This window comes from Cellulomonas sp. NTE-D12 (genome assembly GCF_027923705.1).
Lineage (GTDB): Bacteria > Actinomycetota > Actinomycetes > Actinomycetales > Cellulomonadaceae > Cellulomonas.
Genome location: NZ_AP026442.1, coordinates 3,297,878 through 3,312,795, shown reverse-complemented (window position 1 = coordinate 3,312,795; position 14,918 = coordinate 3,297,878). Strand labels below are relative to the sequence as shown.

Here is a 14,918-nt window from a genome sequence, read left to right as displayed (position 1 = left end):
AGAATTGTGATATAATAGAATGTCATGTCTTCACATGACGATTCTCTGGCGGGCCTCGATCCCGCCGTCCGGCAGTTTCTCCAGGACTGGACCCGGCTCGACGACCCCGCGGTGGCCGAGCGGCTGCTCGGGCCGGTGATCCTGGTCGGCGGTGCCAGCATCGTCGGCGGCGCCCCGCCGTCGACGACGGCGCTGCCGAGCGAGCGGTTCGTCGCGGCCGTCGTCGGCAGGCAGCGTGCGATGTCCGACCTGCCCGCGCCGCGGCTGGGGCGGGTCGACGTGGTGGGGCTCGGTGCGGCCCGTCTCGTCGTGACCGCGCACTGGCACGTGGCGGGGCCCGGTGGCCCGCTCGAGCTGGTCGGGGACTTCCTGCTCGAGCGGACCGCCGGGCCCGGTCTGCGTGCGCTGGCCTACCTGCCCCGCACCGACGTGACGACGATGGTCGCGGCTCAGGCTCCCGTCGACGACGTGGCGGACGAGGCCGACGACGAGCCGGATACCGGGGCCGTGAGGTCGTAGACCGTCACCCCGTCGACCGTCTGGGCGGTGAAGCTCGACGACACCCACGTGCTGATCTGACTGGCGACGTCCGAGCCGCCGTTCGACCGGCCGAAGCCGCTGCCACCGATGTAGTAGTGGATCTGGCCGGCGGCGACCCACGCCTGGAACTGCGCGAGGGTCGGTGACGGGTCGGAGCCGTTGAAGCCGCCGATCGGCATCACCGACTGCTGCGTGGCCAGCTGGTAGCTCGCGGCGTTCTGCGAGCCGGTGGTGGCGGCGACCCAGCGGTACCGCGAGGAGTCGGCCTCGAGCATCGTCGTGAGGGTGGCGCTGACCGTCGTGCCGTTGAGCAGGCCGCCCATGCCGCCGGCGCCGCCGCCGGCCCGTCCGCCGGCGAAGCCCTGGGTCGGTGCGGTGCCGGTGCCCGTCTGACCGCCAGGCAGCTGACCCGTCGTCCCGCCCGGTGCACCCGCCGGGGGCTGACCCTGCGTGCCACCCGGGAACTGGCCACCGCGGAGCTGGCCGCGCATCCCGCCTGGACCGCCGCCGAACCCGCTGCCGGCCACGGTCGGCCCGGCGGTCACGATGGAGCCGGCGTGCGCGGTGGACACCGTCTGCAGCGTGTACGCGGTGGGCCCGGCCAGCGAGGCGGCCAGGGCCACCGCGGCGCCGACGCCGGCCATGCGCCGGCCGGCACGCCCACCCACCAGCCCGGGACCGGCCAGCAGGAGCACGGCAGCGATGACGGCGGCGGCCAGGATCGCCACGCGCAGCCACGGCAGCCAGGTGGACGAGCGGCCGAGCAGCTGCCAGGCCCATGCCGCGGTGAGCAGCGTGGTGCCGGCCAGGACGGTGCGGGCTGCGACCGTCGTGCGCCGCCGCCACAGCAGGACGGCCCCGATGCCCACCAGGGCTGCCACCGCGGGCGCCAGGGCGACCGTGTAGTAGGCGTGGAAGATGCCGGCCATGAAGGAGAACGTCAGGCCGGTGACCAGGAGCCACGCGAGCCAGGCGCCGACCTGGGCGCGGGCGCCGCTGGTGCGGGGCGCGCGACGCAGCAGCCAGAGCGCGGCGACCGCCAGGATCAGCGCGGCGGGGACCAGCCACGCGATCTGACCACCGACCTCGGAGCCGAACATCCGCGTGATGCCGGTGGCGCCCCAGTTGCCGCCCGCGTTGCCGCCACCACCGCCGCCACCGACCGAGCCGACCTCGCTCCCGGTGATCCGGCCCAGGCCGTTGTAGCCGAACGTCAGCTCGAGGAACGAGTTGGTCTGCGAACCGCCGACGTAGGGCCGGGAGGACGCGGGCCACAGCTCGACGAGCGCCACCCACCAGCCGGCGGAGACGACCATCGCGCCGACGGCGAGCAGGCCGTCGCGGATCCGCTTGAGCAGCGGCACCGGACCGGCCCAGAGGAACACGGCCGCCAGGCCGGGCAGGACGAGGAAGGCCTGCAGCTGCTTGGTGAGGAAGGCGAAGCCGACGAACACCCCCGCGAGCACCATCCACCGGGTGGTGCGTGGGCCGTCGACCGCCCGCATGGTGGCCCACACGGAGGCGATCAGCAGCAGCACGAGCAGGGCGTCCGGGTTGTTGAACCGGAACATCAGGGCGGCGACGGGCGTCAGCGCCAGCACGGCGCCCGCCAGCAGACCGGCCGTGGCACCGAAGTGTCGGCGGACCGTGCGGTAGAGGAGTGCGACGGACGCGACGCCCATCAGCGCCTGCGGCGCCAGGATCGACCAGGACGACAGGCCGAAGATCCGGACCGACAGCCCCATCACCCACAGGGCGGCCGGCGGCTTGTCCACCGTGATGGAGCCGCCCGCGTCGGACGCCCCCCACAGGAACGCCGACCAGGACCTGCTGCCGGCCTGGGCAGCCGCCGAGTAGAAGGAGTTGGCGTAGCCGGAGGCCGCGAGGTTCCACAGGAACAGGGCCGCGGTGACGACGAGCAGACCGAGGAACGCCGGGGTGTCCCAGCGCCGACGGGCGGGCAGGTCGGTGAGGGTCGGTTGTGGGTCGCGAGGGGCCGGGGCGCCGTCGGACGGGGTGACGCCCGTCGGGAGCGGGGCTGTGGTCGGGTCGGAGGACGGCGGGGTGCCGAGCGGCGCGGGCGCCGGGATCGGTGCGGGGCCGCCGGCGGCGCCGGGGGGCTGGATCGGGGCGGTGGTGGTCATCGGAGCATCCCTTCCGTGACGGGCACGGTCGTGGCGGCCGGTGCCGGGGGCACGGCCGCGGTGGTCGGTGAGCCGGGCACGAGCGCGGCGGCCGGTGCGGCCGCGGCGCGGAACACCCAGCCGCGCAGCAGGACGAAGCGCAGGACGGTGGCGACGAGGTTCGCGACGGTCAGCACGACGAGCTCGGCCGTCCGCCCGGCACCGGGCGCCAGCAGGTGCAGGCCCGTCAGCGAGCCGGACGTCAAGGCCCAGGCCAGGGCGAACACCAGCAGCCCCTGTCCCTGGTGCTGCACGGCGCGGGTCCGGCCGCGGACCCCGAACGTGAACGCGCGGTTCGCGGCCGTGTTGGCAACGGCCGTGATCAGCAGTGCCAGGACGTTGGCGGCCTGGGCGCCGAAGACCGGGGCCAGCACCAGGTACAGCAGCGCGTAGGCGAGCGTCGAGGCGACCCCGACGGCGGCGAACCGGACCAGCTGACCGAGCAGCCGGCGGTCACGGCGGGCGGTGCTGCCGGCGCGTCGGGCGCCGGCGGACGCGGCGGAGACCTCGTCGGCCACGGCCTCGTCGTACGCCGTCTCGTCCACCGCGAACGCGGCGTCGGACGCCAGCGTCAGGTGCTGGCGGATCTCCTGCAGCGGCAGCTGCCCGGACACCAGCTCGCGCGCCAGCCGGGCGATGCCGGCCAGGTCGCCACGAGCCGTCGCGACCACGTCGACCCGGCTGTCCGGGTCGTCCACCCAGTCCACCGGCACCTCGTGGATGCGCAGGCCGGCCTTCTCCGCCACCACCAGCAGCTCGGTGTCGAAGAACCACCCGGTGTCGCTGACCAGGGGCAGCAGCTGCCGGGCGGCGTCCGCACGGATCGCCTTGAACCCGCACTGCGCGTCCGAGAACCGGGCGGCCAGCGTGCCGTGCAGCAGCACGTTGTAGCAGCGGGAGATCACCTCGCGGCGGGGGCCGCGCAGCACCCGCGACGAGGGCGACAGGCGGGTGCCGATCGCCAGGTGCGAGTGGCCGGAGATCAGCGGGGCGACCAGCGGCAGCAGGGCCGACAGGTCGGTGGACAGGTCGACGTCCATGTAGGCGAGCACGGCGGCGTCCGAGGCGGTCCACGCGGTGCGCAGCGCCCGCCCGCGGCCCTTGGCCTCGAGGTGCAGCAGCCGCACGCCGGGCAGCTCCTGGGCGAGCCGCAGGGCGATCGCCCACGTGCCGTCCGTGGACGCGTTGTCCGCGATGGTCAGCCGTGCCGGGTAGGGGAAGTGCTCGTCGAGGTACCGGCGGGTGGCGCGCACGGCGCGCTCCAGGTCCTTCTCCTCGTCGTGCACCGGGATGACCAGGTCGAGCACCGGCGCGAGCGGCGTCCGGGGGACCTGGTCCGGCGCCGGCGCGACGGCCGGCTGGTCGAGGCTGGTGGTGTCCATGCCTCGAGGTTGTCGAGCGGACCTACGCGGTCGGCAGGTGCTCCCTGTGGCGCTGCTGTGGGGCCCGTGACTGAGCCGGGGCCGGGGCCGGGGTCGGAGCCGGCGTCGGAGCGGGCGCGGCGGCCGGCAGCCGGACGACGAACTGGGTGCGACCCGGCTCGCTCTCGACGGACAGCTCGCCGCCATGCGCGGCGACCACGGCGTGCGCGATCGCCAGGCCGAGCCCGGTCGACGAGCCCGCGGCGCGGTTGCGCGAGGCGTCCCCACGGGTGAACCGCTGGAACAGCCGCTCGCGCAGGTCCGGCGGGATGCCAGGGCCGTCGTCGGTCACCCGCACGACGACGTCGGCACCCTCCCGGGTCACGGCCACGTGCACGTGCGTGCCCGCCGGGGTGTGCACGCGGGCGTTGGTCAGCAGGTTGGCGAGCACCTGGCGCAGGCGGTGGTCGTCGCCGAGCACCTCGGTGGACGGCTCGTCGTCGGGGTCGGGCTCCAGCTCGTCGACGGCGTCGTCGTCGGTGAGGTCGTCGTCGTCGAAACGGTCCACGAAGCAGTCCGGCACGTCGTCCGGGACGTCGTCGACGCCGGGCAGCGCGAGGCTCCACGCGTGATCGGGCCCGGACGCGTGCGCGTCGGCGACTGCATCCACGGCCAGCGCCGACAGGTCCACCGGCTCGTGCTCGAGCGGCTGCGCGGCGTCCAGCCGGGCCAGCAGCAGCATGTCCTCGACCAGGGCGGTCATGCGGACGGTCTCCGCCTCGACCCGGGTCATCGCCTGCCGCGCGTCGCCCGGGAGCTCCTCCTCGGACCGGCGCACGAGCTCCGCGTACCCACGGATCGACGCGAGCGGGGTGCGCAGCTCGTGGCTGGCATCGGCGACGAACCGGCGCACCTGCGACTCGGACTCGTGGCGCGCGGCCAGCGCCTGCTCGACGTGGCCCAGCATCCGGTTCAGCGCCGCACCCACCTGGCCGACCTCGGTGGTCGGGTCGGTGTCGCGCGCCGGCACCCGGTCACGGATCCGCACCGCGCCCTTGTCCAGCGGCAGCTCGGACACCCGCGTCGCGGTCGCCGCCACCCGGATCAGCGGTCGCAGCTCGCGGCGCAGCAGCACGTTGGCGCCCACGGCGGCGAGGGTGAGCCCGACGACGGCGACCAGCACCTCGACGACGACGTACCGCTCGACCGTCGCCTCCAGCTCGCCGGTCGGGAGGGCGGTCACCACGGTGGCGCCGGTCTCGGTGCGCACGGCCACCGCCCGGTAGCCACCGAGCGCCCCGAGGTCCACGGGGTGCACGGTGCCGTCCCGCGGCAGGGCCAGCAGCGTCGCCTGCTGCGTGGTGTCCAGGTGGTGGTAGGTGCCGTCGGTGCCGATGTACCCGGCGCGCGTCACGCCGGCGGCGACGACGATGTTGGCCGTCCCGACCTCCTGACCAGGACCCTCGAACCACGGCGGGCGGGTGTCGGCGGAGGGTGTGGGCGGGGTCGTTGCCGACGGGGTGGGGGAGGTGCCCGGTGCCGCCGCGGGCGTGCCGCTGGTGCCGCTGGTGCCGCTGGTGCTCCGCTCGGGCGCGTGCACCGCACGCTGGCTCGCCGACCGCAGCCGATCGTCCATCTGCGCGACGAGCGACGCCCGCAGCGCGAGGGTCGAGGCGACCCCCATCACCGTCGCGACGACGGCGAGCAGTCCCAGGACGGTGGCCAGCAGCCGCCGCCGAAGAGTCCAGCGCGTGCTCACGCCGCCGGGCGCAGCACGTACCCCACGCCGCGCAGGGTGTGCAGCATCGGCGTCCGGCCCTTGTCGATCTTGCGGCGCAGGTAGCTGACGTACAGCTCGACGATGTTCGCCTGCCCGCCGAAGTCGTACTGCCACACCCGGTCCAGGATCTGGGCCTTGGACAGCACCCGGCGGGGGTTGCGCATGAAGTACCGCAGCAGCTCGAACTCGGTGGCGGTCAGGTGCACCTCGTCGGCCCCCCGCCACACCTCGTGGCTGTCCTCGTCCATCCGCAGGTCGCCCACCACCAGCTGGGCCTCCTCGCGGCCGGACGCGGCACCGGCGCGGCGCAGCAGCGCACGCAGCCGGGCGACGACCTCCTCGAGGCTGAACGGCTTGGTCACGTAGTCGTCGCCACCGGCGGTCAGGCCGGCGATGCGGTCCTCGACGGCGTCCTTGGCGGTGAGGAACAGCACCGGCACGTTGGGGTGCGTCGCGCGGACGCGGGCCAGCACCTCCAGGCCGGTGAGGTCCGGCAGCATGATGTCCAGCACGATGACGTCCGGGTCCAGGTCCTTGGCCCGACGGACGGCCGCGTGGCCGGTCAGCGCGTGCTCCACCTGCCAGCCCTCGTACCGCAGCGCCGTGGACAGCAGCTCGGCCAGGTTGGGCTCGTCGTCCACGACGAGCGCGCGGACGGGGGAGCCGTCGGCACGGGTCAGCACGTCGGGGCGTCGGGCGGCGGTCGTCGTCATGCGACCAGCGTGGGAGCGGACGCTGTGGCGGCCCTGGATCGAGCCTGAGAGTTTCCTGTGTCGACCGCTCAGTGCGTGTGGGGTACGCCCAGCTCGTGCAGGCGCTCGTGCTCCTCGCGGGCGCGCTGGCGCGCAGCCACCCGGGCGGCCACCTCCTCGCGGCGCAGCGGTGGCAGCTTCGCCGGCGGGTTCCGACGGTCCGGCAGGTCGCCGAGCACCTGCGCGGTCGCGGCCGCGACCGCCGCGACGGCGGCGTCGAACGCCTCACGGGTCACGTCGGTGACCTTGGTGATGCCGGTGACCTTGCGGACGTACTGGACCGCGGCGGCCTGGATCTCGTCAGCAGTGGCGGGCGGCTCGAGGCCGCGCAGGGTGGTGATGTTGCGGCACATCCCTCGACGGTAGGCGCGCGGGCCGACATCGGCCCACCACTCCCTGGTCAGCGGACGCCGGCGAGACCCTGGAGGTGGTCCCCGATCGGCCCCTCACGCCATGCCGCGTCGTACAGGCTGACCATGATCCGGGTCGAGGCCGGATGTCTCTGGAGCGAGGCAGGCGGAGCCTTGACCTTGCCGGTGCTGGTCCGAGGGACGACCTCTGCGGAGGCGAGCACGAGCTCCTCGACGGGAATCAGCCCCTGGTGCCGACGACGCTGGACCCCCACGACCTGGTCCCAGCGGACCCGGAGTGCATAGCCGTCGCGTTGCACCTCGAGACCGGCTGGAGCGACCGTCAGGAACCGCCTGCGAACCCGACGCAGCGAGTTGGAGGTGAGACCCGCGGCGAGTGCGACGCCAAGGACGATGCCCAGCCAGAAGGGCCGTACGAAGACTGCTGCCCCGACGCCGACGGCGACGGGAAGCGGAACGGTCGACACCAGAGCCCAGCGCCAGCGAATCCTGTACGTCCGCACAAGCCGAGACCCTAGTGACCGGGGGTCGAAGCCGGCCTGTGTCGGACGCTCCGCACCGGCTGGCTGCCTGCCGTGGCGGGCTTCCTTCGGCCTCAGCCGACGTGCCGGTCCACGCCCGGCGGCGGCACGGGCAGCGGGGCGGCAGCCCCGGCGACCGCCGCCGCGACGATCGCCTCGATGGCGAACGTCGTCGCCTCGGCCAGGTGCACGGCATCGGGGTCGAGCAGCCACTGCACCTGCAGGCCGTCCATAACGCCGATGATCGCGCTCGCGGCCCGGCTCAACGTCAGCTCGGGCACGTCGGGCCCGGCCAGCTCGCGGAGCGCGTCGACGATCTCCCCGCGCAGGATCGAGAACCGGTTGCCGGCCCACGCCGCAGCCGGGTGCCCCTCGGTGACCGACTCGCCGGTCAGCACCGTGTAGCCCTGCACCACGCCGCGGCGCTGCTCGTTGGCCCGGACGGTGCGCAGCAGGTGGACGAACAGCTCGAGACCGCTGGGGATCTTCTGACCCTCGAGGTCGCGCACGTCCTCCTTGTCGCGGTACTCGAGCACCTCGATCAGCAGCTGCTCCTTGGAGCCGAAGTGGTGCAGCACGCCCGCGTGCGTCATGCCGACCTGCTCGGCCACGTCGGCCAGCGAGCCGGTCTTGTAGCCCTTGGCACCGAAGGTGTGGGCCGCCGCGCGCAGGATCTCCTCGCGGCGTTCGGCTGTGGCGGGGCGCCGGCGCGGCCCGCGTGCTGCCTTGGCGCCGGGCTTCGGCGAGCGGCCCGCGGGCGCGACGCTGCCCGGTGCTGCGTCCGTCGACGCCGACGTCGGAGGAGCGGGGTCCGCCATGGACCGACACCATACTGTTATCAATCACTTACTGACAGGTAAGTAAGCAATGTGGTTCTGTTCTCCGGTCGGACGACGACGTCCCCCGATCGGAAGGCCCCACCGCAGTGGCACTCGACACGGCTCAGCAGCCGAGCACCGGCACCGACGCGCTCGTCGCGCTCGCCGGCACCCTCACCCTCGAGGAGAAGGTCGCGCTCGCCGTCGGCGCCGGTCTGTGGACCACCACCGCGATCCCCCGGATCGGCCTGCGGGCGATGGTGCTGTCGGACGGGCCCGCCGGGGTGCGCGGTGTCGGTCCGGACGCCGGGACGTCGGCGTCGTTCCCCGCGCCGACCGCGCTGGCGGCCACCTGGGACGTCGAGCTCGCGGACCGCGTCGGCACCCTCTTCGCCGCGGAGGCCCACCGGCACGGCGTCGACGTGGTCCTCGCCCCGCAGGTCAACCTCCAGCGCACCCCTGTCGGGGGCCGGCACTTCGAGTGCTTCTCCGAGGACCCGCTGCTGACGTCCCTGCTCACCGTGCCGCTGGTCGACGCCGCGCAGCGCGCCGGGGTGGCGATGTGCGTCAAGCACTACGTCGCCAACGACTCCGAGACGGACCGCACCCGGTACGTGTCGCACGTCGACGAGCGGACGTTGCGGGAGGTGTACCTGGCCCCGTTCGAGGCCGCGGTCCGGGCCGACGCATGGTCGGTGATGGGCGCGTACAGCGGTGTGGACGACGGGGTCGAGGCGGCTCCGGCGCTCGAGCACCGGCACCTGCTGACCGAGGTGCTCAAGGACGAGTGGGGCTTCGACGGCGTGGTGCTCAGCGACTGGGTGGCCACCCGGTCGGTGGCCGGCGCGGTGCGCGGCGGGCTCGACCTGCAGATGCCCGGGCCGGACGGGCCGTGGGGCGACGGGCTGCTCGACGCGGTGCGCGCCGGCGTCGTCGCGGAGAGCGAGCTGGACGACAAGGTGCTGCGGCTGCTGAGGCTCGCCCAGCGGGTGGGCGCGTTGGCGTCGGACGACGACGAGACCGGCGCGGTGGCGGCAGCGATCCCGCTGCCAGACCCGGCGCAGGTCGCCGCTCAGCTGCGCGCCCTGGTCACGGCCTCGATGGTGGTGCTGCGGGACGACGGCCTGCTGCCGTTGACCGGCACGCCCGGCGTCCCGGCGGCCGGCCCGGCGCCCACCCGGGTGGCGCTGATCGGTGCCAACGCCGTCGAGCCGTTCCTGCAGGGCGGCGGCTCGTCGATGGTCGCCCCGGACCGCCGCGCCGTGCTGGCCGACCGGCTGGCGGACGCCCTCGGCGTGCCGGTGGACGTGCACGTCGGGGCGCCGTCGCGGCTCGTGCCGCCGGACCTGGACCTCGCGGCGTGCACCACGCCGGACGGCACCCGCGGCCTGCGCGTCGAGCTGCTCGACGCCCAGGGGGCGGTGCTGGACAGCAGCGACGTCACCACCTGGAACGGCTGGCTGACCGAGCCGCCCGCCGCCGCCGCCTCGGTGCGGCTGCGCACCGCGATCCGGCTCACCGAGCCGGGTCTGCACGAGATCGGCGTCGGCACGGTCGGCGCGCACCGCCTGGTGGTCGACGGCGTCGCCGTGTCCTCGTCCGACCACGTGGTCGGCGCCGAGGTGATCCTCGACTCGACCGTCAACCACCCCGTCCCGGCGGTCCTGACCGTCGCCGGCCCGGCGACGGTCCACCTCGACGCGACCGTGCAGGCGGTGCACCCCGTCGGCTACGACTCGTTCGCCCGCGCCCTCCTGGTGCACCGCGTGCCCGGACCGTCCGCCGCCCGGCTGCGGGAGGAGGCGGTCGCCGCGGCGGCCGCCGCCGACGTCGCGATCGTCGTCGTCGGCACCACCGAGGAGGTCGAGTCCGAGGGCTGGGACCGCACCTCGCTGGCCCTGCCGGGCGAGCAGGACGCCCTGGTCGACGCCGTGCTGGCGGCCAACCCGCGCACCGTCGTGGTGGTCAACGCCGGTGCCCCGGTGCTGCTGCCGTGGCTGGAGCGGGCGCCGTGCGTGGTGTGGGGCTGGCTCGGCGGCCAGGAGTGGCCCGACGCGGTGGCCGACGTGCTCGCCGGCCGCGCGGAACCGTCCGGACGGCTGCCGTGGACGCTGCCCGCCCGGGCGCAGGACGTGCCGGTGCCGGACGCGATCCCCGTGGACGGGGTCGTCGAGTACCGCGAGGGCGTGCACGTCGGGCACAGGTCGTGGGACCTGCTCGACCGCACGCCGGCGGCACCGTTCGGGCACGGTCTGGGCTGGACGACGTGGGAGCACGAGTCCGTGACGCTGGGGGCCCAGGCGCCCGACGGGTCCGTCGAGCTGGTCGTCACCGTGCGGAACACGGGCCCGCGGCCCGGCCGCGAGGTGGTTCAGGTGTACGTCGAGCCCCCGGAGGGCACGCCTCGCGGCGAGCGTCCGGTGCGCGTGCTCGGCGGGTTCGCCGTGGTGGACGCCGAGCCGGGCGTCACCACCACGGTCCGGGTGCCGGTGGCCGTGCAGGCCTTCCGCACCTGGCAGGTAGGGGACGCGGGTCGCGGCGGCTGGACCGTCCCGGCCGGCACGTACCGGCTGCGCATCGGCCGGTCCTCGCGGGACCTGCGCCTGGCGCTGGACGTGGTCCAGCCGACGCGCGCAGCAGCACCTCAGTGATCGGTGGGGGCGTCCGCCCCCGCTCCACGGCAGCAACCAGTGCAAGGAGGCACTTGTGAGAACGCGGAAGCTCGCACCGCTCGTGGTCGGACTGACAGCCGTCGCGCTGGCCGTCACCGCCTGCTCGTCGGGCAGCGCCAGCAGCTCGTCGTCCGGCACAACCGGCAAGGGATCGGGCGCGGTGCTGACCGTCGGCATGCCCAACGGCACGCTGACGGAGAACCAGAGCCCGATCATCCCCACCGGCTCCGCGGCGAAGTCGCTGGGCTACGCGTGGGTGATCTACGAGTCGCTCATGCAGGTCAACGACATCAAGCCGCTGGAGAACCCGACGCCGTGGCTGGCCACGTCGGTGACATGGAACGCCGACTACACGGAGGCGAAGATCGTCGCCCGTGACGGTGTGAAGTGGTCCGACGGCCAGGCGTTCACCGCGAACGACATCGCCTTCACCCTGAACCTGCTGATCAAGTACAAGGCGATCAACGCCGACTTCCCGGACCAGATCAAGTCCGCGACGGCGTCCGGGAACACGGTCACCGTCGACTTCACGCAGCCCGAGTACGTCAACCAGATCAAGCTGCTCAAGCAGGTGATCGTCCCCGAGCACCTGTGGAAGGACGTCGACCCGACCACCTACACCGACACCAAGCCGGTGGGCACGGGCCCGTACACGCTGCAGTCCTGGACGCCGCAGGCCGCGACCCTGGTCCCGAACCCCACGTACTGGGGTGGCACGCCGAAGGTCGCCAAGCTGCAGTACTCGTCGTACAACGACAACAACGCCCTGACCACGGCCCTGACCACCGGTGAGGCGCAGTGGGGCTGGACGTTCATCGCGGACTACAAGAACACGTACATCGCCAAGAACCCCAAGGCGTTCCACCAGGTCGCCGGCGGTGGTTTCGGGGTGGACGTGCTCTACCTGAACAACGAGAAGGCGCCGTTCGACAACGTCGCGTTCCGCAAGGCGCTGTCGATGGTGGTGGACCGCGAGCAGATCTCGCAGCTCGCCGGTTCGGGCGTCTGGCCCGCCATCGGGTCCGTCACCGGCATGCCCAGCCCGTCCGGTGACGACTGGATCGCGCCGGACTACAAGGGCAAGAAGCAGTCGGTGGACGTCAACGCCGCGAAGGCGCTGCTCAAGGACGCCGGCTACACGTGGGACGGCTCCGGCAAGCTGGTCGACCCCAAGGGCGCGAAGGTCACCTTCGAGCTGGTCAACCCGGCCGGCTGGAACGACTACCTGACGGCGCTCGACCTGATCAAGACGGCGGCCGCCCAGCTGGGCGTCGACGCCACCGTCAACGCCGCGAACCAGGACGCCTGGTTCAACGACATCATCCCCAACGGCAACTTCCAGGCGACCCTGCACTGGACCGACGGTGGCGCCACCCCGTGGAACATGTACGCGGACGTGATGGACGGCGCCTCCTACGTGCCGCTCGGCAAGACGGCCACCTGGGACTTCGGCCGGTACAAGAACGACGAGGTGACCAAGGCGCTCGCGGACTTCCGCGGCGCGTCCGACGACGCCACCCGCAAGTCGTCGCTCGCCGTGGTGCAGAAGCACTTCGTCGACGACGCCCCGGCGCTGGTGATCTGGGCACGTCCGGCCGTCGCGCAGTACTCGACGGCCAACTACACGGGCTTCCCGACGGACGACGACCCCTACGCGAACCCGCAGCCGACGGGTCCGCAGGCCGCGCAGATCGTCATGAAGCTCACCCCGACCAAGTGAGCCTCTGACCCCGTCCGTCAGCTGTTCGAACGGGTGCGGCGGTCGCGTGCTCCGCGCGACCGCCGCACCCCCGCCCGTCTCCGAGGTGAACGTTGAGCAACCCCCCGCACGTGCCGGGGCCCCGGTCGGCCCCTGCCTCCGACGTCCCGGCGCTGCAGGCCGTGGGCCTGCGCAAGCACTTCCCCGTCCGCGGCGTGCGGTCGCGCGACGTGGTCCACGCCGTCGAGGACGTCGACCTCGAGCTGCACCGCGGACGCGTCGTCGCGCTGGTCGGTGAGTCCGGTTCCGGCAAGTCGACGATCGCACGGCTGCTGGCCCAGCTGATGCCGGCGACCGCCGGCCAGGTGCTGGTGGACGGGCAGGACGCCACGGTCCGCGGGTCCCGGGCGTTCCGGGCCTACACGCGGCGCGTGCAGATGATCTTCCAGGACCCGTTCGCCTCGCTGAACCCGATCCACACCGTGCGGTACACGCTGACCCGCGCGGTGCGGATCCACCAGGGACGGCTGCGCGGCGAGCAGCTCGAGGCGGCGCTGACCGGCCTGCTGGAGCGCGTCCAGCTGGTGCCGGCGGCGCAGTACGTGGACAAGTTCCCGCACGAGCTGTCCGGCGGCCAGCGCCAGCGCGTGGCCATCGCCCGGACGCTGGCGGCGGACCCCGACGTGCTGCTGGCCGACGAGCCGATCTCGATGCTCGACGTGTCCATCCGCCTGGGCATCCTCAACCTGCTGCGCGACCTGCGGGACCGGCTGCAGATCGCCATCCTCTACATCACGCACGACATCGCCTCGGCCCGGTACTTCGCCGACCGCGTGATGGTGATGTACGCCGGCCGCGTCGTGGAGACCGGGGACGCCGAGTCGGTGACCCAGGAGCCGGCGCACCCGTACACGCAGCTGCTGGTGCGGTCGGCGCCCGACCCCGACGACCTCGCGGCCCGTGCCCACGGCGCCCACGGCGAGGCGCCGTCGCTGGTGCACCCGCCGAGCGGCTGCCGGTTCCACCCGCGCTGCCCGTTCGCGGTCGATCTGTGCCGATCCGAGGTGCCGCCGTTGCTGGAGGTCGGTGCCGAGCGTCAGGCCGCGTGCTGGGGCTACTCGGACCGCCCGGACGCACCCGTGCTGGGCTCGGTGCTGGACGTCTACGGCGACCGCTCCGCACTTGCCGCCGCCACGGGCCCCGCGCGCCCGTCCACCGTGCCGGTCGAGGAGGACCTGTCGTGAAGTTCTTCGTCCGCCGCGCGATCTTCTACGTCATCACGGCGTGGGCCGCGGTCACCATCAACTTCCTCATCCCGCGGATGATGCCGGGCGACCCGGTCGCCGCGCTGATCGCCAAGAACCAGGGCCGCCTCGACTCCTCCGCCGAGCAGGCGCTGCGCGTGCTGTTCGGCCTGGACAGCCACGCATCGGTCTGGACGCAGTACGTGCAGTACTGGCGGCTGCTGCTGCACGGCAACCTCGGGCTGTCGTTCAGCTACTTCCCGACGCCGGTGGTGGACGTGATCAAGCAGTCGCTGCCGTGGACCATCGGGCTGGTCGGCATCGCCACCGTCCTGAGCTTCGCCATCGGGACTCTGATCGGGGCGGGCATCGGGTGGCGGCGCGGCACGTGGGCCGACATGCTCCTGCCGGTCTCGACGTTCTTCCAGGCGGTGCCGTACTTCTGGCTCGGCCTGCTGTGCATCGCGCTGTTCTCGGTGACGCTCGGCTGGATGCCGGCCTCGGGCAGCTACGACCGGTCGATGGTGCCGGCGCTGACGCCGGAGTTCGCCGGCTCGGTGATCCGGTACGGCACCCTGCCGGCGCTGACCATCGTGCTGTCGTCCATCGCGGGCTGGATCCTCGGGATGCGCAACATGATGGTCACCGTCTCCTCGGAGGACTACGTCACCGTCGCGCACGCCAAGGGCCTGTCGGAGCGGCGCGTGATGTTCGGCTACGCGGCGCGCAACGCGATCCTGCCGCAGGTGTCCAGCTTCGCCCTGTCCCTCGGCTTCATCGTCGGCGGGACGCTGGTGATGGAGATGGTGTTCAGCTACCAGGGCATCGGCTGGGCGCTCTACACCGCGGTGTCCAACCACGACTACCCGCTGATGCAGGGCTGCTTCCTGATGATCACGCTGGCGGTCCTGGTGGCCAATGCCGTGGCGGACGTGGTCTACGCCCTGCTCGACCCGCGTACCCGGCAGGAGGGCTGA

General features: G+C 73.3%; 12 protein-coding genes. 5 read left to right on the top strand and 7 right to left on the bottom strand.

All coding sequences use genetic code 11. The features are described 5' to 3' along the window. Positions 1-24 precede the first annotated feature (24 nt). On the top strand, positions 25-519 hold the full coding sequence (locus QMF98_RS15320) for a hypothetical protein (RefSeq protein WP_337973786.1): 495 nt from the start codon (positions 25-27) through the stop codon (positions 517-519). On the opposite strand, the gene QMF98_RS15315 is transcribed toward QMF98_RS15320, so the two are convergent. The 7 genes from QMF98_RS15315 to QMF98_RS15285 all read right to left on the bottom strand — a co-directional run bounded on the left by QMF98_RS15315 (position 450) and on the right by QMF98_RS15285 (position 8,326). Next, entirely contained in the window at positions 450-2,684 is a 2,235-nt protein-coding gene (locus tag QMF98_RS15315) for a glycosyltransferase family 39 protein (protein WP_337973785.1), read from the bottom strand. The genes QMF98_RS15320 and QMF98_RS15315 overlap by 70 nt on opposite strands. After that, positions 2,681-4,105, bottom strand: a complete 1,425-nt coding sequence (locus QMF98_RS15310) for a bifunctional glycosyltransferase family 2/GtrA family protein (RefSeq protein WP_337973784.1) — start codon at positions 4,103-4,105, stop codon at positions 2,681-2,683. The genes QMF98_RS15315 and QMF98_RS15310 overlap by 4 nt, the downstream gene beginning before the upstream one ends. 22 nt (positions 4,106-4,127) lie before the next feature. Beyond that, positions 4,128-5,843, bottom strand: a complete 1,716-nt coding sequence (locus QMF98_RS15305; RefSeq protein WP_337973783.1) for a sensor histidine kinase — start codon at positions 5,841-5,843, stop codon at positions 4,128-4,130. Then, complete coding sequence (locus tag QMF98_RS15300) at positions 5,840-6,577, bottom strand: response regulator transcription factor (RefSeq protein WP_337973782.1); 738 nt, start codon at positions 6,575-6,577, stop codon at positions 5,840-5,842. The genes QMF98_RS15305 and QMF98_RS15300 overlap by 4 nt, the downstream gene beginning before the upstream one ends. 68 nt (positions 6,578-6,645) lie before the next feature. Next, entirely contained in the window at positions 6,646-6,969 is a 324-nt protein-coding gene (locus QMF98_RS15295) for a DUF2277 domain-containing protein (RefSeq protein WP_337973781.1), read from the bottom strand. Positions 6,970-7,016: 47 nt separating this feature from the next. Beyond that, entirely contained in the window at positions 7,017-7,454 is a 438-nt protein-coding gene (locus tag QMF98_RS15290; RefSeq protein WP_337973780.1) for a hypothetical protein, read from the bottom strand. A 128-nt stretch (positions 7,455-7,582) separates the two neighbouring features. Next, positions 7,583-8,326, bottom strand: a complete 744-nt coding sequence (locus QMF98_RS15285) for a TetR/AcrR family transcriptional regulator (RefSeq protein WP_337973779.1) — start codon at positions 8,324-8,326, stop codon at positions 7,583-7,585. A gap of 107 nt (positions 8,327-8,433) precedes the next feature. Between QMF98_RS15285 and QMF98_RS15280 the strand changes: the two genes are divergently transcribed. The 4 genes from QMF98_RS15280 to QMF98_RS15265 all read left to right on the top strand — a co-directional run bounded on the left by QMF98_RS15280 (position 8,434) and on the right by QMF98_RS15265 (position 14,918). After that, a complete protein-coding gene (locus QMF98_RS15280) occupies positions 8,434-10,977 on the top strand; it encodes a beta-d-glucosidase (RefSeq protein WP_337973778.1) in 2,544 nt (847 codons plus the stop codon). Between the two features lie 55 nt (positions 10,978-11,032). Continuing rightward, positions 11,033-12,718 carry an ABC transporter substrate-binding protein gene (locus QMF98_RS15275; protein ID WP_337973777.1) on the top strand — a complete coding sequence of 562 codons (1,686 nt, stop codon included), beginning with the start codon at positions 11,033-11,035 and terminating at the stop codon, positions 12,716-12,718. 92 nt (positions 12,719-12,810) lie between these two features. Then, entirely contained in the window at positions 12,811-13,941 is a 1,131-nt protein-coding gene (locus QMF98_RS15270) for an ABC transporter ATP-binding protein (protein ID WP_337973776.1), read from the top strand. Next, positions 13,938-14,918, top strand: coding sequence for an ABC transporter permease (locus QMF98_RS15265; protein WP_337973775.1), 981 nt, complete (start codon positions 13,938-13,940; stop codon positions 14,916-14,918). The genes QMF98_RS15270 and QMF98_RS15265 overlap by 4 nt, the downstream gene beginning before the upstream one ends.